Here is a 17,935-nt window from a genome sequence, read left to right as displayed (position 1 = left end):
ATGGAGGAAGCCGGAACGGATAACCGGTTAACCGATTACTCGTTGGGCTCAGCCGTCATCTATTCGGCTTTCGCCTATTCCGTAGCCGATGAAGCGTATTCGGCCTTGCGAGAGTTAGCCGTAGAATGCAAGGCAGGATTTTTTGATGTCAGTAGTGACGAAGGCGAAATTATTTTCCCGGATTAATAGGCTTAGTTTTGGATAAAGGCAGATGGTCTTAGGTAGACCATCTGCCTTTAATTTTTCTTTACTTAATTGTTTTGTTTACAAGGTTAATATGGTTTAACCCTGTTCCGCTCGTGCCGTCAAAGATGAATTCAAGTTGGTATTTGCCACGAACATAGGTGATTTTCTTTTGCACGGTTTTGCCCGACTTAATCAGGACGGACTCATCGGGGGTACCCCAGTGTTGAGTAAGCATCTTGACGGTAATTCCCCCCAAGTTGGTCTCTCGCTCAACATTTGTTCCGAAGTAGCGCATTTCCTTGATTTTACCTAGCTTATAGCTGATCGCATATCCGGGATGCCCCATTTCGGCATGGTAAACATCGAAGCCGTCGGAATCTTTCGCGGGAGATTCAGCTTCTCCGATCGCTTTGATAACCGACGCATGCGTAGTTGAACCAATCGTGAAGCCGTGGAAGTTAGGGAACTGGCCGTTAAGGGCAGGCTTATAGAAGCTCATTAACGTTTGGAAAGCTTTCGCGTGCGCATCGACGGGAGCGGCACTTTGAGCGGCAGCTGCTTGGGATGGGACGGTTCCTACGGCAGTCAAAGCTAAAGTTCCGGCAGCCACGGTAGCCACCGCAATTTTTTTCATGGATTTATAAAATTTCATTATTTTCTACCTCCTCGGGATGTCGGGGTATGTTCCCCGTTCAAGTTGCATTAGCTTTGACGCATGTACATCTCTAATTGTTGCAAATAAAGTTTGTTGTAAATAATTACCTCGTATTAGAGGAGGGCATTCCAGTTTATGGTACAATTCAAATAATATCGCTGTGATTTAATCTTACGGGTAAATTCAAAGGCAGAAGAAGGATTCAACTTATCGTATATAGGAGGCGGAAACGAGGTGATTTCTTGAAGGAACAGATCGAAGAGCTTCAAAGCTTATTAATTTGGCATTGAAAGAATAGAAGGTTCCAAGAGAGGATGAAGGATAATAGCCGGGGCGAAAAGATTTATGAAGTTGTTTGCCAAAAATCTCAAGGAAGCCAAGGGGCCTGGTGAATATAGCGCGAATGGCATTACGGTTCTTTGCGTGCATTGCCACTATAATAAATTCGAAAAGAGTTACGCGCAATTAAACACTGCTTTTATGAGTTTCCTTAATCTTGATTTTGCTAACCGTTCTGCAAATCTATTGATCTGTGACCGCTGCGGTTATATTCACTGGTTTAATAAAGAAATCGAAAGAGTGTATAGTTAAGGCAGAAATATCAAAGAGGCTCCTTATTTGGAAGAAATAACTAGTCCAATCTACTGAATTTTGCTATGATGCCAATAGGAAAATTTTCGCCTGACAAGGAGTCCTCATAAATGAGAAATGTTATTTCAACATGGTTGATGGGTATCGGAATTTTGCTGCTTGCCATTGGATTTATTACAGGCCTCCTATTTGGAATAAACGATGATGGCTTTCACTTGATCACGGCCTTGTACTGGTGGCTGTCGGGGGTTACGGCAGGCTTTATCTTTATAGGCTTATCGGAGATGGTTAATCTGCTGCAGAAGCTGGTGAACAGATTTAATGCTGATCAACCGGTTCAATCCGGCATTTTGTCGATGTTCCAGTCAACCTCATCCAGCAGCGTAGAGAAGAAGATTGCTGAAGCAGCCGATGCCAAGATTAAGGATCTGACGATTTTGATAGACGATGTGCGGTTCAAAGGTTTTTTTGTCTTTACGGACGACGCAGTCAGAGTCATGAAAAAATCATTGTTCCAGGCGGAGTCGGAAGCCGTGCTCATTAAGGAAATCGGCAAGGATAGTCTTTCGTTGGATTTCGAGAGGGATGACGATTATGTCATCTTTCCATTCACGGAAGGCGGCAGCATGCATAAATTAGCGTTTAAAACCTATAACATTTATGACTATGAACGAATAATCAATTTGCTCAAGCAAAGAGAAAGCCGATAAGCTATCGGCTTTTTTTGTTCGATTTTTTTCATTGCTGGATCGATTTGCGGTAACGCAGCGGGGAAATGCCCTCCCTGCGCTTGAAGCAGGCCGTGAAATAAGGGGCGTACCGGAAGCCGACCTCTTCGGCAATTCGTTCAATCGACCACTCGGAGGAAACGAGCAGCTTCTTCGCCCGATCCAGCCGGAATTCCAGCAAGTAGCCGCTAGGCGTCATGCCGTATCTCTTCTTCATGCAGCGAACGATGTAATTGGGATGGAAGTGCAGCTCGTCTGCAAGCAGCTCGTTCGTAATGTCTTTCCGAAAATTTTGCTGCAGATAAAAGGCGGCTTTTTCCGCGAGACGGGTTGCCGGCGTGCTGGTATTGTTCAAGCTTTCGCTTTCGAGCAGCGCGAGAAGACGAGCCAACAAGCTTTGCTCCTCCCAGAAGGAATCCCCGACAGTCAGCTCGAGGAGCTGACGCATCAGCTTAAAGGCACTCTCGGGATCATTCAGGGAGATCTGCTTTGGAATCCGGATGAGGTGAGGATTCAAGAAGGATTTTGCCGAAGCTCCTTCTTTGGCATGCGATCTCCAGATCAGATGCTCGAAATGAACCCAGTAAAAAACGGTATGCTGCTCGCAAGGCTTCACCGAATAGTGTTCGTCGTCCGGCAGCAATAGAAGGGTATCCCCTTTGCCAAGCGACCATTCCCGGCCGTTCTCCCCAATAAACAGCTCTCCTTCAGCCACAATGATCAAGTCGAATATGCCAAAGCTTCTCCGATTGGGATGCCGGTCGCCAACCCGAAATTCGGAGCGTCCAGACTCCCAATAGTAAGGGAGGGGCGGGGTTTGCAGTTCCACGAAGTTGTCTTTGCTCAAGGAAATTTCACATCCCGGACTGTGTCATTTTGTATAAGAAAAAGTTCATTCCGTTCCTGTTGAATAGGACGAATAAAGCATATACTCGAACTTACGAGGAGTCAATTTTTATCGTTTTATGAAAGCTAGGCATTCATGTGAAGGAGGATTTCGATGAAGGACACGTTGATCACCATCAAGGATGATTTTTGGAATGAATATACACAGCTAGTGCGCGAAACCGTTATCCCTTATCAGTGGGAGGCTCTGAACGACCGGGTTCAAGACGCGGAGCCCAGCTATTCGATCCGTAATTTCCGGATTGCCGCCGGCCTGGAGAAGGGCGAGTTCGGCGGATGGATTTTTCAGGACAGCGATCTGTACAAGTGGCTGGAGGCAGTTGCTTATTCGCTTCAACGTCAGCCCGATCCGGAGCTGGAAAAAATAGCGGATGAAGCTATCGATCTGATTGGACAAGCCCAACGGGAGAACGGCTATTTAAACACTTATTTCACGATCCAGGAGCCGGGCAAAGAGTGGTCCAACCTGTACGAAGCGCATGAGCTGTATTGCGCTGGTCATTTGTTCGAAGCGGCTGTTGCTTATTACGGGGCAACGGGCAAGCGCAAGCTGCTCGATATTTCCCGTCGTTTTGCCGACCTTATCGCAAGCTTGTTCGGTACGAAGCCGGGGCAAAAACGTGCCTATTGCGGACATCCGGAGGTGGAGCTTGCATTAGTCAAGCTGTATCAGGCAACCGGAGATGAGCGCTATCTGAATCTAAGCTTGTACTTTATCGATGAACGCGGCAGCAAGCCGAGTTATTTTCTCGAGGAATGGGAGCGCCGCGGTCGGACAACGATTTGGGCACAAGGGGAGCCTAATCTGGAGGTTTACCAGAGCCATCTTCCGGTTCGAGAGCAGCCGGTTGCCGCAGGGCATGCCGTCCGCGCGGTATATCTGTATAGCGCAATGGCGGATCTCGCACGCTTAACCGGAGACGTCAAGCTTCGAGAAGCATGCGAGCGGCTATGGGCGAATACGACGGGCAAGCAAATGTACATTACCGGGGGAATTGGAGCGACGCATCTCGGGGAAGCTTTTACGTTCGACCACGATCTTCCCAACGATACCGTATACGCGGAGACCTGCGCGTCAATCGGCCTGATCTTCTGGGCACGGCGCATGCTTCGGCTGGAAGCCAAAAGCGAATATGCCGACGTAATGGAGCGGGCTTTGTACAATAACGTTCTTGGAAGCATGGCGAAGGACGGCAAACATTTCTTCTACGTGAATCCGCTTGAGGTATGGCCGGAAGCGAGCGCCAAGAACCCGGATAAATTCCATGTGAAGCCGGTTAGGCAGAAATGGTTCGGGTGCTCCTGCTGCCCGCCTAACGTAGCCCGTCTGCTTGGTTCGCTGGACGAATACATTTACGATGTGTCGGAGGATGGCTCAAGCGTCCATGTCCATTTGTTTATCGGAAGCGAGGCCGCATTCGAGACGAGTGACCGGAAGATCGTTCTAAGCCAAAAGTCGGAGCTCCCGTGGAACGGCCTTGTAGAATTTAAGGTATCCGTGAAGGAAAACAAAAACGATGCTCCGTTTATCCTTGCGCTCCGGATTCCGAACTGGTTCCATGCGAAAGAGCCCGTGTTGAAAATAAACGGAGAGCAAGTCCGTTACCACGTGGAGAAGGGTTATGCTACCGTATACCGCGTATGGCAAGACGGCGATCAGGCAGAATGGCTGCTGCCAATCGAAACGCAGCTGATTGCCGCGAATCCGTTGATTCGCGCGGACGCGGGAAAAGCCGCCATTCAGCGCGGTCCGCTCGTCTACTGCGTGGAAGAAGCGGACAATGGCAAGCCGCTGGCCTCCCTGTCGCTTGCGGAAGAACCGGAGCTGACAGCAAGCATTGCTTCGGAGCTGCTTGGCGGCTGCATCGTTGTGGAAGGGAACGGAGTTGTGTTGGATAGCTCCGGCTGGACGGAAGGACAGCCTTATCAGCCGTTAATCAGGAAGAGAGAGACCGTGCGTTTCAAAGCGATTCCTTACTATCTGTGGGGCAATCGGGAGCCCGGCGAAATGAACGTGTGGCTCCGTTATTAAAAAAGTTTTCCGGCATCTTGCATAATGTGGTTGCAGCTGGAGAAATTAATTTCAGCACCATAAATTACAATACAAACCAACACATTAGGAGGGCTTTTCAATGGCTAGAAGCAACAGCAACACTTTAGTGGTACCACAAGCAGCGCAAGCTTTGGATCAAATCAAATTCGAAGTGGCTTCAGAGCTCGGTATTTCCTTATCGCGTGATGGTTACAACGGTGATATTACAACTTATAATGCCGGAAAAATTGGCGGATCGATTACTCGCCGTTTGGTTGAAATCGCTGAGCAAAGCCTCGGCGGCGCATCCAATAACTTCCGTCGTTAGAAATAGCACGCAGACAAGGCTGCCTACTCGCGTAAGCAGCCTTTTTTGCCGTTTTTATTTATTCGCCTCCAGAGCCCGTTTGCCGGTTACCTGACGAACGGATGCAAAGCATATAAACGTCACCAGCAAAGCCGAAACGATAAAGAAGACGGATCCCAAGATGGAATTCGAGACCGCATGCGTAAATTCCGTTACCGAAGGATGTTCCGCGCGGCTCGAGGTATTAAACACCGTAATAAGAACCGCAAGACCCAAGGAAGCACCGCTCTGATGGGCGACATTGACCAAGCCTGAAGCCGCACCGCTATCCTGCGGCTGCACGCCGGCCAGACCCATCGCCGTAAGCGGCTGGAAGACCATTCCTGCGCCTATGCCCATGATCGCGAGCAGAATAAATACGTTCGGGAAGAACGAAGTCTGTTCAGAGACGATCCGGCTTAACAGAAGAGTACCGATAATCGCGATGATCAAGCCGGCAGACAGCACTTTGATATTGCCAAACCGCCGAACCAGTCCGGGGATCAGGTACATAATTCCGAACTGCGCAACGGTGAACGGCAGGAACGCAAGACCCGCCTCGAAAGAGCTGAACCCGAGGGCATTTTGCAAATATTGCGGTATGAAGAAAAAGAGGGAAAAATTCCCGCCTACCATTAGAAATCTGCCCAGATAAGCCCCCGAGCGCTGGCGGTTCGCAAACAATCGCAGCGGGATAATCGGCTCCGCCGCCCGGGATTCAATAAGAACGAATACCGCCAAAAGGACGATTCCGGCCGCAAGCGGAATCCATGTGGCGGGATTGCCCCAGCCATAATCCGCTGCCTGCACCAAGCCGTAAACCAAGGACGTCATGCCGATCACGGAGGTTAGCGCACCGCCAAGATCAAAGCGGCCGGCTCTGATGGTTGTCGGCTGAATAAATTTTTGAACCAGGTACAGCAAAGCGATTCCGATGGGTACATTAATAAACATACCGAAGCGCCAGGAGACAAAATCGGTGAAAAATCCGCCAAGAATAAGGCCGATGCTGCCGCCTGCAGCCGAGACGGCGCTATACATGGAAATCGCCCGGGAGCGTTCCTTCGCCTCGACAAAGGTTGCAGACAGCAGGGCAAGCGCAGCAGGCGTGGCGAGTGCGGCGGCGAAGCCTTGAAGGGCCCGAGAGATAAGCAGGAATTCAGCCGTTGGCGCTATGCCCGCAAGGAATGAGGTTAAGGAGAAGAGCCCGATTCCTATGCCAAGCATTCGTCTGCGCCCGAGCAGATCTCCCGCCCGGGCGCCAAGCAGCAGGAAGCCTCCGAAGGCGAGAATATAGCTGTTATGAACCCAAGTCAAGCTGGTTGTCGACATGTGAAGAGCCCTGCCGATTTGGGGAATAGCCGTTACCATAACGGACGCGTCAAGCACGACAATAAGCTGGCACGCGATAATAATCGTGAGAATAATCCATTTGGACTGATGCATGTGCACGTTCCTTTCTTTGCTCCGGAATAGTGTTTCTGAAAGCTATTATGAATGGAATCGGCGGCGCGAAGTAGATCTTTCCTGCTTAAAAGTTGCCTAAACCTGCAATTCAGCTAATCTTTTGCTTTCCACTCGTCAAGAATGCTTATATAATCAGGAACAAGGCGGGAGGGAAAACGGATATGCCGGAGCAAACAAAGGATTCCCGGACAACGGGAGGGAAAAGCATTTCGATTTACAAGAAAACGCTGGATCAGCTTATAGCGATGACGGAACGGATGACGCTGGAGGAAGGGCGGAACACAACGATCGTGCCTTTCCTGTCCATCGTCAAACGCAGTCACGATACGGTTCGATGTCCAGGCGTGTTGACTCCATCTTTTTGTCTGATTCTCCAAGGGGAGAAGAAGCTGTATCTGGGTCAGGATATCTTTCATTACAGAGAGGGAGATTACGTTGCATCGCTGCTCGACATCCCTGCATTTGGGCAGGTGGTGGAAGCAACGGCAGAACATCCTTATATCGGACTGCGGGTCGATTTCACGACGCAAGAAATTGCTTCCGTCGTCATGGAGGCCGAGATTGCCGCGGAGCCCAAAGAAAAGGACTTGTCTTCCGCCGCTTTTATCGGGAAATCCGATGCCGATCTGCTGGATATTTTCTACCGGCTGCTGAAGTTAATCGACAAACCGAAGGAAGCCCGGTTTCTGTCCGAGCTGCTGAAGAAGGAAATGATATTCAACCTGCTGACAGGGGATTTTGGGCATTTGTTTATGCAAAAGGTGTTGTTTGACCAACGGGCGGACGGAATAGCCAAGGCCATTCAATGGATCCAGGAGAACTACACCCACTCCTTTACAGTCGAGGAGCTTGCGAAATCGTGCAATATGAGCACTTCCGGACTTCATCATAAATTCAAAGCCATCACGACGATGGGGCCTTTGCAGTATCAGAAGCAGCTGCGCCTGCAGGAAGCGAGGAGATTAATGCTGAGCGGTCCGGTAGGAGCTACGACAGCGGCCCTTTCTGTTGGCTATGAAAGCCCGTCGCAGTTCAACCGGGAATACCGTAGACTATTCGGCCAGCCGCCTCTTCAGGATATCAAGACGCTGCGCAAAGCGTCGGGCGGCGCGGAATTCGAGGATCCTATATAAGAAGATGATGCCAGAGCGATTATAGAGCTTTGAAGAGCGGGCGACCAAGCCTCAAGGAAGCGCTCCGCCAGGCGGCAGAGCTTGCACCGAAGCGAAAAAGCATCGAAATAATAGCCTAAGAACTTACGATAAAAGAGACATCGGTCGATGTCTCTTTTTCTTTTTGCATTAGGATGAAACAAACAAAATAATTTGTTATATAGGATATATATTATATTATTTCAATATAATAAATAGATTTTTTGCTGGCTATTCTTTGTTCAGAATGCCATAAACCTTCTCCATATCCAGATGAGCGCGGACATGCGCGGCCAGCCGGTCAAAAGCTTCGAGCTGTCTGCTGCGAAACCGCAAGATCTCTTCGATTGGAGCCAGATTTTTACGCGCGCGCACCATGTTCAAGTATTGTCTGCGGAAATCGTCGTTATGAAAAATTCCGTGTACGTATGTTCCGAAGACCAGGCCGTCCTCCGAGACGGCTCCTTCCGGTTGACCGTTTATGGTCAGAAGGGGATGAACCTGAGCGAGAGGCGTGGTCTGTCCCATATGAATCTCGTACCCCTCGATGGCGAAACCTTGCATGGCCGGCCAATCGGGATGCCCCTTGGCAACAGCGCCGCTGACTCGTTCCGTCCTCTTCTCCGGATAGAAGGCTGTGGCAAGCGGAAGGTAGCCAAGGCCATTTGCTTCGATTTGCGTGGATTCGACTTGATAAGGATCATGCAGCTTACGTCCGAGCATTTGGTAGCCTCCGCAAATGCCGGCAAGCCAGCGTCCTTTCGCAACATGCTTGGCGATAGCGTCTGCCAGGCCGGTTTTCCTCAAGAACAGAAGGTCTTCCAGCGTATTCTTCGAGCCCGGAATAAGGATGATGTCGGGATGCCCCAACTCGTCCACGCTCCCCGCATAACGAAGCAAGACATCCGGCTCTGCCTCCAGCGGATCGCAATCGGTGAAGTTGGAAATACGGGGCAGCCGGATAACCGCGATGTCGATTTCCTTGTTTTTATCCGCACCTTGATCCGCCAGCTTCTCCAGCACAACCGAGTCCTCCGCTTCAATATCCAGCCTTGGCAGATAGGGGATAACCCCAAGCACGGGTATGCCGGTACGTTCTTCCAGCCAATCCAAACCGGATTGCAGCAGGCTGATGTCGCCGCGAAATTTATTAATGATAAATCCTTTTACCCGGCTTCGTTCGTCCTCTTCCAGCAGTTCCATTGTTCCCACGATAGAGGCGAAGACGCCGCCCCGGTCGATATCCGCGACCAGCACGACGGGGGCATCGGCCCATTGGGCCATGCGCATATTTACGATATCCCGGTCCTTCAGATTAATCTCGGCCGGGCTTCCCGCGCCTTCCAGCACGATAATATCATGCTCCGCGCGAAGGCGGTCCAATGCCTCCCGTACAATGCCTTCGGCTAGAGGAATATACTCCTCGCGGTATCGCCAGGCGCTCATTTCCTCCAGCGGTCTGCCGTGTACGACGATTTGTGCCTTCATCTCTCCGGTAGGCTTGATCAGAATCGGATTCATATCGGTCGTTGCCGCAATCCCGCAAGCCTCCGCCTGCACGCCTTGCGCTCGGCCGATCTCCTTGCCGTCAAGCGTTACATAGGAATTAAGAGCCATGTTTTGCGATTTGAAAGGCGCTGTTTTCCGTCCGTCCTGTAAGAAAATACGGCATAACGCCGTCGTCAGCACGCTTTTTCCTACGTCCGATGCGGTGCCCTGCACCATAATGGTGGATGCCTTATTCAAGCTTGTGCCCCCTTCGATTGCAACTTCGTAAGTCGATAATAGTCTTGTCTCTCAATATAAACCATGTCATAGGTTAGGGGAAGAATGAGAAAATATGATATATTGAATATAAATAATATAGGTGTTATAATCTTCAACGAAATAAGCGCTTACATATTTAGGGGCAATTGGAATGATTGTGGGCCGCTTATTCGCTGTTGTATGGCGTTGCATGGCAGGTAAAAGCGAAGGCAGGTGATAGGAAGAGGAAATCGGCGATAGGTAAGGCTTTTGCCTAAAAGTTAAACCCAATACCGTAAGAGGAAAAGGAGACTAAAGATGAAATGGAATAGGAAATTTGGCGCAGTCTTGCTTGCAACCGTTATCATGGCTGCATCTTCTCCATTCGTGGGGCTTCCCAAAGCGGAGGCGGCCGGATTAAGCTGGCCCTCAGAGCAAATCCTGCCGTCTTTCTCGGCGCCGGCTCCCACGCTCGACGTTATGAATTTGGTTACGGAATATCGATATGAGGCGGAAGGAAAACAGATCGGACATGGTACCGGGCGTTTGGAGAGCAATGGTTGGCTGGCGCAAACATCAATCGATGCTCCGAATAAGCATATGGTTTACGGGCCGTATGCTAAAGATATTCCGGCAGGTGAAAATCAGGCTTATTTTGATATGATTATCGATAATAATACGGCTAACGATGATCTCATTGTTACGGTTGATGTCAGAGACAACACGACCGGGCAGGTATTGGCAAGCCGTGACATTACCCGGAAGCAATGGACGAAGGTAGGAACATACGAGCGATTTACGCTCAACTACAATAACCCGGCCATCGGCCATGAGTTAGAATTCAGGGTGTACTGGTATGGCCGGGCTTACACCAAAGTAGATGCTGTGGGCTCCATCCAGCAAGGGAAATCGGATGAAACGGTCTTATTTACGACACTCAAGGGGCTTGTCAATAAAACGCAGCCAAGGATCTATACGTATGATGACAACGTCAGAAACGAAGACGGAAAAGATAAATGGCTGAATGACCTGGGAATGGGACATGAAGATGTGGCGGACAACTGGTCGCTGCTTACCAAATATGCCAGCGAGATTAACGGAATCGTCGTTTATGACGATGCCTTGCCGGATACGGTAAACCTGGCTACAACAATCGCCGCGCAGTCCGGAGCCATTGTTGCGCCGCCAAGCCTGGTTGGCAAACTGACCTCCGCACCGTACAATCTGCCGATCCTTGACGATTTGCGCGGGGATTTCAGCACGAAGCTTGAAGTGTATCAATATTTGCATGATCATTATTGGTCCTCGCTGTCCCATAATCTCATTATTGGATTAAGTCCGGGCATTAAAGGCGCTCTCCGCGATTATGCGACGGCAACCGGCGCGGCTGTCATCTGGCTGAATCCTTCTGTCCCGGCGGAGAAGACCCTTCTGCAAAGCTTCTTCGCCGATATGCCAGCAGGCAGCGGAGTTTACATGGGCTGGTGGCCGGATGAGGCAATCGGCGTACAAGCCGCTTCCGAATATGGCATTTCAACGATTGCCAGCGACTGGTCCTCCAACCTCACGGTATTCGGAGGCACTTCCAGAAATGTAAACGTGAAGCCGGTGCCGAATAAACCGCCGCTTCAGAACAAAATTTATGTCTCGCTTATTTTGAGCGACGGCGATAATCTGCAGTACATGGAACACCGCTTTAAGAAAATTTGGGATTCACCCAACCGCGGAACGGTACCGCTCGGCTGGACGGTATCGCCGGCCATGCTCGATGCGATGCCTGGCGTGTTGAATTATTTGTACGATTCCGCTACGCCAAATGACGCGCTTATTGCAGGACCGTCCGGTTTTGGCTATACGTATCCGAACGCATGGGCGAATCAAACCTATTTGAATAAATTCGTCGCACTATCCAACGATTATATGAATCGTGCGGGATTAAAGGTCGCCACCATCTGGAATACCATCACAGGCGGCATTAATCCGAACGTGGGAGAAAGCTTTGCCCAATATGCGCCGTCCTTATTGGGTTTAACGGGCCAAAACGCCGGCAGTCCGATTACCATCTACGGCAACTCGCTGCCTACGCAGGGACTAAGCGCAACGTATTGTTACTCCGAGGCAACGATTATTTCCGAGATTAATCACGCGATTGCCGGCTGGGATGGAACAGCTCCTCGTTTTGTGAGCATTCAATCTAATCCGTGGGATGTTTCGTACCAGATGATTGTCAACGCGGTAAATAACTTTAGCAGCAACAGCGATATTGTTTTTGTCAGACCGGATACTTATTTCCAATTAATGCGCGAAAATAACCAGCTTCCTATCGATCCGTCCGCAGTCGTAAAGCAATATGAGGCGGAAACGGCATTCTCGCATGAAACAGGCGCGGCGAGCGGCAGCGATTGGTCGGCAAGCGTAAGCGCGGACAAAGCAGGCTACATGCTGTCCGGCAATGCTGACAACACCATTCCTGCAGGCAGCAATACGGCGACCTTCAAGATGAAGATCGATTCCAACGCAGGTGCTAACGATAATGTCGTTACGCTTGAAGTTCGCGATAACGCAACCGGGCATACCCTTGCTTCGGTTGACGTGTACCGTAATCAGTTCAAAACGAACCATACGTATCAGGACTTCAACTTGTCCTTTGACAATCCGCGAGGAAGCAGCCTGGAATTGAAGGCTTATTACCAGGATAAAGCAACAATTGGCATCGATAAGGTAACGGTAACAAAAAGCAATGGCAAGTATGAAGCGGAAGGTGCCGTTGTCGGGCATGAGCAGGGACGTGCGAGCGGAGATGGCTGGCAGGCTACGCCGTCGCTTGATGGAACGGGATATATGCTGCACGGTCCTAACGATACAAACGTTCCGGTGGGGAAGCATACGATTACTTATCGAATGAAAATCGATAACAATACATCAGACAAAGACGTAGTAGCCGTTATAGATGTTTGGGATGCGGCATCAAAATCCGTTGTGAAACAAGCGAAGATCTCTCGTCAGCAGTTCGCGTCGGCGAACCAGTACCAGGATTTCAAGTTATCCTTCAACCAGACTCTAAACCGGAATCTCGAGTTTCGAGTATGGTATGCGGATAAGGCGACGGTAACGGTGGATAACCTTACAGTTAACTAGATTGCGAAAGCTGGGGGCGTATGTTAAACATGCGTCCCTATTTTTTATTTCATAAAATAAACTGCGGCGATAGCTTGGAAGAAGCCCCTTTATGGGGCTGTTTTTGGTTCGAATAGGGAAACTCCGGCTTGATCATCTTGGAAATACATACATTTTCCGTAGTATTGCATCTTATTGCCAGCGCCTTATCCTTCCTATAATTAGAGATATGCCAATGAAAGGAGGACCGTTAAGGGACAACTTGTAATCGCTTCCAGGGGAAAGGCCAATCCGAGTTATCATTTGAGGAGGAATAGAATGCGCAACAAGCATGTCGCATGGCTGCTGATTGCCACGATGCTGATCACCAGCCTGCTCGTATCCATTGGAAAGCCCGTCTCCGCTGCGGGAGGAACGAATTTAACCCTTGGCAAGACCATTACCGCAAGCGGACAATCGCAAACGTATTCGCCCGACAATGTTAAAGACAGTAATCAGGCCACTTATTGGGAAAGCGCGAATAACGCGTTCCCGCAATGGATTCAGGTTGACCTGGGCGCCATTACGAGCATCGACCAGATTGTGCTGAAGCTGCCTGCAGGCTGGGGCGCGCGGACGCAAACCCTGGCAGTCCAAGGAAGCGCGGACGGCTCGACTTTTACAAACATCGTTGCTTCAACCGGTTATGTATTCGATCCATCCGTTCAGAACAACACGGTTACGATTAACTTTGCGGCGGCTAGCACCCGTTATGTCCGTTTGAGCGTTACGGCTAACACCGGATGGCCTGCGGCACAGTTATCCGAGTTCGAGATTTATGGGGCGAGCTCTCCTGCAACGCCAGGTACATATCAAGCGGAAGCCGCTGTTTTATCGGGCGGAGCAAAGGTGAATACCGATCATGCGGGCTTCTCCGGTACAGGTTTTGTAGACGGATATTGGACGCAAGGGGCATCAACGGCCTTTACAGCCAACGTAACCTCCGCCGGAAGCTATGATGTCGCTTTGAAATACGCCAATGCCAACGGCGCTTCGAGAACGGTGAGCGTTTATGTCAATGGCACAAAAATCCGTCAAACATCGCTGCCTAATCTGGCGAATTGGGACACTTGGGGGACCAAGACGGAGACCCTTACGCTTAACGCGGGCAACAACACGATTGGCTACAAGTACGATGCGGGCGACTCCGCCAACATTAACATCGACGAGATCAAAGTAACGGCTTCCAGCACGCCAACGCCAACGCCAACGCCAACGCCAACACCAACACCAACGCCAACACCAACGCCAACACCAACGCCAACGCCAACGCCAACGCCAACACCAACGCCAACGCCAACGCCAACACCAACGCCAACGCCAACGCCAACGCCAACACCGCCGGCAACCGATAATATCGCAATTGGCAAAACGATAACGGCGTCGTCTAGCACGCAAACGTACGCCGCTTCGAATGCCAACGATAACAATACAAGCACGTATTGGGAAGGCGGCAGCAACCCAAGCACGCTGACGCTTGATCTCGGCAAAAACTATGATGTCGCTTCCATCGTGTTAAAGCTGAATCCGGCAAGCGAGTGGAGCACGCGCACCCAAACGATTCAAGTGCTTGGCCACAATCAGGCGACCACAACTTTCGGCAATCTTGTTTCATCGCAGTCTTATACCTTTAATCCGGCATCCGGCAATACCGTGACGATTCCGGTTACGGCAACCGTGAAACGGCTTCAATTAAACATAACGTCCAATTCGGGCGCTCCTGCAGGCCAAATTGCGGAGTTCCAGGTATTCGGCACGCCTGCGGCCAATCCGGATTTGACGATTACCGGCTTGTCCTGGTCGCCGGCTTCCCCGGACGAGTCCAGCGCGATTACGCTAAACGCTACGGTTAAGAACGCTGGCAGTGCCGGCTCCGCCGCATCTACCGTCAACTTCTACCTGAACAACGAGCTTGCCGGTTCCGCCGCGGTTGCAGCATTAGCTGCGGGTGCTTCAGCTCCGGTATCCGTAAATGTCGGAAGCAAGACAGCGGCGAACTATTCGGCTAGCGCAAAAGTAGACGAGAACAATGCCATCATCGAGCTTAACGACAATAATAACAGCTACACCAACGTTGCGGCATTAGTGGTTGCGCCAATTGCAAGCGCCGATTTTGTGGGAACAACATCATGGACGCCAAGCAATCCGGTAGCCGGCAATTCGATTGCCTTTACGGTTAATTTGAAAAACCAGGGTAGCGTGGCTTCGGCAGGCGGCTCCCATGCCATTACCGTTGCTTTGAAAAATTCGGCCGGTTCCACGATTCAAACGTTCAACGGCACTTATAACGGTGCTTTGGCTTCGGGTGCTTCGGCTAACGTAAGCATTCCGGGCAACTGGACGGCTGTTAACGGTAATTACACCGTAACGACAACCATCGCGGCGGATGCCAATGAAGCGGTATCCAAGCAAGGAAATAACGTCAGCAGCGCCAATCTGGTCGTGTACTCAATCCGCGGAGCAAGCGTACCCTATACCCGCTATGATACGGATGACGCATCACGCGGCGGCGGAGCAACGCTGTTATCCGCGCCAACCTTTGACCAAGCCTTAATAGCTTCGGAAGCTTCCGGCCAGAAATATATCTCGCTGCCATCGAGCGGTTCTTATCTGCAATGGACCGTCCGGCAGGGTGAAGGCGGAGCGGGCGTAACCATGCGCTTTACTATGCCGGATTCGGCCGATGGCATGGGACTGAACGGTTCACTGGACGTCTATGTCAACAATGTGAAGGTGAAGACCGTTGCCTTAACCTCCTATTATAACTGGCAATATTTCTCGGGCGATATGCCGGCAGACGCGCCTGGCGGAGGACGTCCGCTGTTCCGGTTTGACGAAGTGCACTGGAAGCTGGATACGCCGCTTCAGCCTGGCGACACCATTCGTATTCAGAAAGGAAACGACAGTATTGAATACGGCGTAGACTTTATTGAAATCGAACAGGTTCCGACCGCTATTGCCCAGCCGTCCAATTCGGTATCCGTTACCGATTACGGCGCGATTGCCAATGACGGCCAAGATGACCTGACTGCCTTTAAAGCTGCCGTTACGGCAGCCGTTGCCGCCAATAAGACCCTGTATATCCCTGCTGGCACATTCCATTTGGGCAGTATGTGGGAAATTGGTTCGGTCAGCAATATGATCAATAACCTGACGATTACGGGAGCGGGCTACTGGTATACGAATATCCAGTTCACGAACCCCAATGCGGCTGGCGGAGGGATTTCCCTGCGGATTACCGGCAAGCTGGACTTCAGCAACGTCTACCTGAATTCGAAGCTTCGATCCCGTTACGGGCAAAATGCGATATACAAAGGCTTCATGGATAACTTCGGTACCAACTCCAAAATCCATGACGTATGGGTGGAGCATTTCGAATGCGGCTTCTGGGTGGGGGATTATGCCCACACGCCTGCGATTTACGCGAACGGGCTGACAATCGAGAACAGCCGTATCCGCAATAACCTGGCTGACGGCGTTAACTTCTCGCAGGGCACCAGCAATTCCATCGTTCGCAACAGCAATCTCCGCAATAACGGAGACGATGCCTTGGCGGTCTGGACGAGTAACACAAACGGCGCTCCCGCAGGCGTAAACAATACGTTCTCCTATAACACCATTGAGAACAACTGGCGCGCAGCGGGGATTGCCTTCTTTGGCGGCAGCGGACACAAAGCCGATCACAACGTGATTATCGATACCGTTGGCGGGTCCGGCGTCCGTCTGAATACGGTCTTCCCGGGCTACCACTTCCAGAACAATACGGGGATTACGGTCTCGGACACGACGATCATTAATAGCGGCACAAGTCAGGACTTGTACAACGGGGAGCGGGGAGCGATCGACCTGGAGGCTTCCAACGATTCGATCAAAAATGTAACCTTTACCAACATGGATATCATTAATGCGCAGCGTGATGCGATCCAGTTCGGTTACGGAGGAGGCTTCGAGAATATCGTCTTTAACAATGTTACCATTGACGGTACCGGCAAAGACGGGGTGACGACGTCGAGATTCTCTGGCCCTCATCTGGGCGCGGCCATCTACACTTATACGGGGAACGGTTCGGCAACGTTTAATAATCTGATCACGAGAAATATCGCCTACCCGAACGTGAACTATGTGCAAAGCGGATTTGCGTTAACCTTTAACTAATGAACAGGACCACTCCGGTTAGCTTGGAGTGGTCCTTTTTTCAACCGCCATTTACACAAACAAAACGTGGCGTTCATACAATCCCTCATGTCCTTTTATATACTTGAGAAGACGACTTTCAAGGACCAGGGTGATAGATACGATGATTAAAAAACGAGATTTGCATGAATGCCACTCTTTGTATCATTTATTGGTTGATCCCGCTGTTTTCCCGTACATCCGTTACAAGCCCCAGTCGTATGAAGAGTATTTATTCGCAACTAAACAGTTGATCGTCGAAGAAGAACAAGGGACATGCCTTTCAAGAACGATTCTGAATGAGACGGGACAACCCATTGGCAGTATCGACCTTTACGATATCGTTAATCATACAGGCTTCCTGGCTACGTGGATCGGCATTCCTTATTTCGGCAAAGGCTATAACCGGCTGGCTAAAGAGGCTTTTTTCTCGGAGCTATTTCTGGAGCACGAGATTGAAACGGTATTCTTAAAAATCCGCAAGCAAAACATCCGGTCAAAAAAAGCGGTCGAGAAGCTGTCCTACGTCACCCTTGCCAACGATCTTAATCCGTATATGCATGCACGTATTAATTACGCCGAGCAAATCTATGATTTGTATCAGGTAGAGCGCTCTGCCTTTTTGGTTAACAGCCATGCGATCAAGCAGGAGATTGCCACGTAATCAAAGCCGTTATTGATCTGCCGGTGCCGTCTCGAAAGAGGCTGCCCGCTTTAGAAACGGCTTGCATCAGTAAATGATAGAAATGATTTTCATGAAAAATAGCGTGCAGAGAGCTATCTGCAACGCTATTACTC

General features: G+C 50.4%; 13 protein-coding genes. 9 read left to right on the top strand and 4 right to left on the bottom strand.

Annotation, left to right across the window (positions count from 1 at the left end):
* The gene (locus EV294_RS08905) at positions 1 to 186 is read left to right on the top strand and encodes a hypothetical protein (protein ID WP_207918118.1); all 186 of its coding nucleotides are present in this window, start codon (positions 1 to 3) and stop codon (positions 184 to 186) included.
* Between the two features lie 61 nt (positions 187 to 247).
* Here EV294_RS08905 and EV294_RS08900 read toward each other — a convergent pair whose 3' ends face one another.
* Complete coding sequence (locus EV294_RS08900) at positions 248 to 838, bottom strand: YjgB family protein (protein ID WP_132305945.1); 591 nt, start codon at positions 836 to 838, stop codon at positions 248 to 250.
* Between the two features lie 348 nt (positions 839 to 1,186).
* Here EV294_RS08900 and EV294_RS08895 point away from each other — a divergent pair, with 348 nt between their 5' ends.
* Positions 1,187 to 1,432 (top strand): hypothetical protein, encoded by a 246-nt coding sequence (locus tag EV294_RS08895; RefSeq protein ID WP_132305943.1) that lies wholly within the window; start codon positions 1,187 to 1,189, stop codon positions 1,430 to 1,432.
* A gap of 110 nt (positions 1,433 to 1,542) precedes the next feature.
* On the top strand, positions 1,543 to 2,142 hold the full coding sequence (locus tag EV294_RS08890) for a hypothetical protein (protein ID WP_132305941.1): 600 nt from the start codon (positions 1,543 to 1,545) through the stop codon (positions 2,140 to 2,142).
* A gap of 28 nt (positions 2,143 to 2,170) precedes the next feature.
* On the opposite strand, the gene EV294_RS08885 is transcribed toward EV294_RS08890, so the two are convergent.
* Complete coding sequence (locus EV294_RS08885; protein ID WP_132305939.1) at positions 2,171 to 3,007, bottom strand: AraC family transcriptional regulator; 837 nt, start codon at positions 3,005 to 3,007, stop codon at positions 2,171 to 2,173.
* A gap of 153 nt (positions 3,008 to 3,160) precedes the next feature.
* Between EV294_RS08885 and EV294_RS08880 the strand changes: the two genes are divergently transcribed.
* Both EV294_RS08880 and EV294_RS08875 read left to right on the top strand, forming a co-directional pair.
* The gene (locus tag EV294_RS08880) at positions 3,161 to 5,098 is read left to right on the top strand and encodes a glycoside hydrolase family 127 protein (RefSeq protein ID WP_132305937.1); all 1,938 of its coding nucleotides are present in this window, start codon (positions 3,161 to 3,163) and stop codon (positions 5,096 to 5,098) included.
* A 100-nt stretch (positions 5,099 to 5,198) separates the two neighbouring features.
* Complete coding sequence (locus tag EV294_RS08875; protein ID WP_132305935.1) at positions 5,199 to 5,426, top strand: alpha/beta-type small acid-soluble spore protein; 228 nt, start codon at positions 5,199 to 5,201, stop codon at positions 5,424 to 5,426.
* 54 nt (positions 5,427 to 5,480) lie between these two features.
* Here the strand turns inward: EV294_RS08875 and EV294_RS08870 are convergent, their stop codons facing one another.
* Complete coding sequence (locus EV294_RS08870; RefSeq protein ID WP_132305933.1) at positions 5,481 to 6,890, bottom strand: MFS transporter; 1,410 nt, start codon at positions 6,888 to 6,890, stop codon at positions 5,481 to 5,483.
* A 182-nt stretch (positions 6,891 to 7,072) separates the two neighbouring features.
* Between EV294_RS08870 and EV294_RS08865 the strand changes: the two genes are divergently transcribed.
* Positions 7,073 to 8,044, top strand: a complete 972-nt coding sequence (locus EV294_RS08865) for an AraC family transcriptional regulator (protein WP_132305931.1) — start codon at positions 7,073 to 7,075, stop codon at positions 8,042 to 8,044.
* 249 nt (positions 8,045 to 8,293) lie between these two features.
* On the opposite strand, the gene EV294_RS08860 is transcribed toward EV294_RS08865, so the two are convergent.
* Positions 8,294 to 9,808, bottom strand: coding sequence for a cobyric acid synthase (locus tag EV294_RS08860; RefSeq protein ID WP_132305929.1), 1,515 nt, complete (start codon positions 9,806 to 9,808; stop codon positions 8,294 to 8,296).
* 318 nt (positions 9,809 to 10,126) lie between these two features.
* Here EV294_RS08860 and EV294_RS08855 point away from each other — a divergent pair, with 318 nt between their 5' ends.
* The 3 genes from EV294_RS08855 to EV294_RS08845 all read left to right on the top strand — a co-directional run bounded on the left by EV294_RS08855 (position 10,127) and on the right by EV294_RS08845 (position 17,801).
* Positions 10,127 to 12,946 carry a GxGYxYP domain-containing protein gene (locus EV294_RS08855; protein WP_132305927.1) on the top strand — a complete coding sequence of 940 codons (2,820 nt, stop codon included), beginning with the start codon at positions 10,127 to 10,129 and terminating at the stop codon, positions 12,944 to 12,946.
* Positions 12,947 to 13,243: 297 nt separating this feature from the next.
* Positions 13,244 to 17,119 (top strand): discoidin domain-containing protein, encoded by a 3,876-nt coding sequence (locus EV294_RS08850; protein ID WP_132305925.1) that lies wholly within the window; start codon positions 13,244 to 13,246, stop codon positions 17,117 to 17,119.
* Positions 17,120 to 17,261: 142 nt separating this feature from the next.
* On the top strand, positions 17,262 to 17,801 hold the full coding sequence (locus EV294_RS08845; RefSeq protein ID WP_132305923.1) for a GNAT family N-acetyltransferase: 540 nt from the start codon (positions 17,262 to 17,264) through the stop codon (positions 17,799 to 17,801).
* Positions 17,802 to 17,935: the final 134 nt, after the last annotated feature.

This window comes from Paenibacillus sp. BK033, assembly GCF_004345425.1.
Taxonomy (GTDB): Bacteria; Bacillota; Bacilli; order Paenibacillales; family Paenibacillaceae; genus Pristimantibacillus.
This window is presented reverse-complemented; position numbering and strand designations above follow the sequence as displayed.

Excerpts from the sequence above, each read along its gene's own strand:
- EV294_RS08905 (WP_207918118.1), top strand. The coding sequence starts at position 1 with ATGGAGGAAGCCGGAACGGATAACCGGTTAACCGATTACTCGTTGGGC.
- EV294_RS08900 (WP_132305945.1), bottom strand. The coding sequence starts at position 838 with ATGAAATTTTATAAATCCATGAAAAAAATTGCGGTGGCTACCGTGGCT.
- EV294_RS08895 (WP_132305943.1), top strand. The coding sequence starts at position 1,187 with ATGAAGTTGTTTGCCAAAAATCTCAAGGAAGCCAAGGGGCCTGGTGAA.
- EV294_RS08890 (WP_132305941.1), top strand. The coding sequence starts at position 1,543 with ATGAGAAATGTTATTTCAACATGGTTGATGGGTATCGGAATTTTGCTG.
- EV294_RS08880 (WP_132305937.1), top strand. The coding sequence starts at position 3,161 with ATGAAGGACACGTTGATCACCATCAAGGATGATTTTTGGAATGAATAT.
- EV294_RS08875 (WP_132305935.1), top strand. The coding sequence starts at position 5,199 with ATGGCTAGAAGCAACAGCAACACTTTAGTGGTACCACAAGCAGCGCAA.
- EV294_RS08870 (WP_132305933.1), bottom strand. The coding sequence starts at position 6,890 with ATGCATCAGTCCAAATGGATTATTCTCACGATTATTATCGCGTGCCAG.
- EV294_RS08865 (WP_132305931.1), top strand. The coding sequence starts at position 7,073 with ATGCCGGAGCAAACAAAGGATTCCCGGACAACGGGAGGGAAAAGCATT.
- EV294_RS08855 (WP_132305927.1), top strand. The coding sequence starts at position 10,127 with ATGAAATGGAATAGGAAATTTGGCGCAGTCTTGCTTGCAACCGTTATC.
- EV294_RS08850 (WP_132305925.1), top strand. The coding sequence starts at position 13,244 with ATGCGCAACAAGCATGTCGCATGGCTGCTGATTGCCACGATGCTGATC.
- EV294_RS08845 (WP_132305923.1), top strand. The coding sequence starts at position 17,262 with ATGATTAAAAAACGAGATTTGCATGAATGCCACTCTTTGTATCATTTA.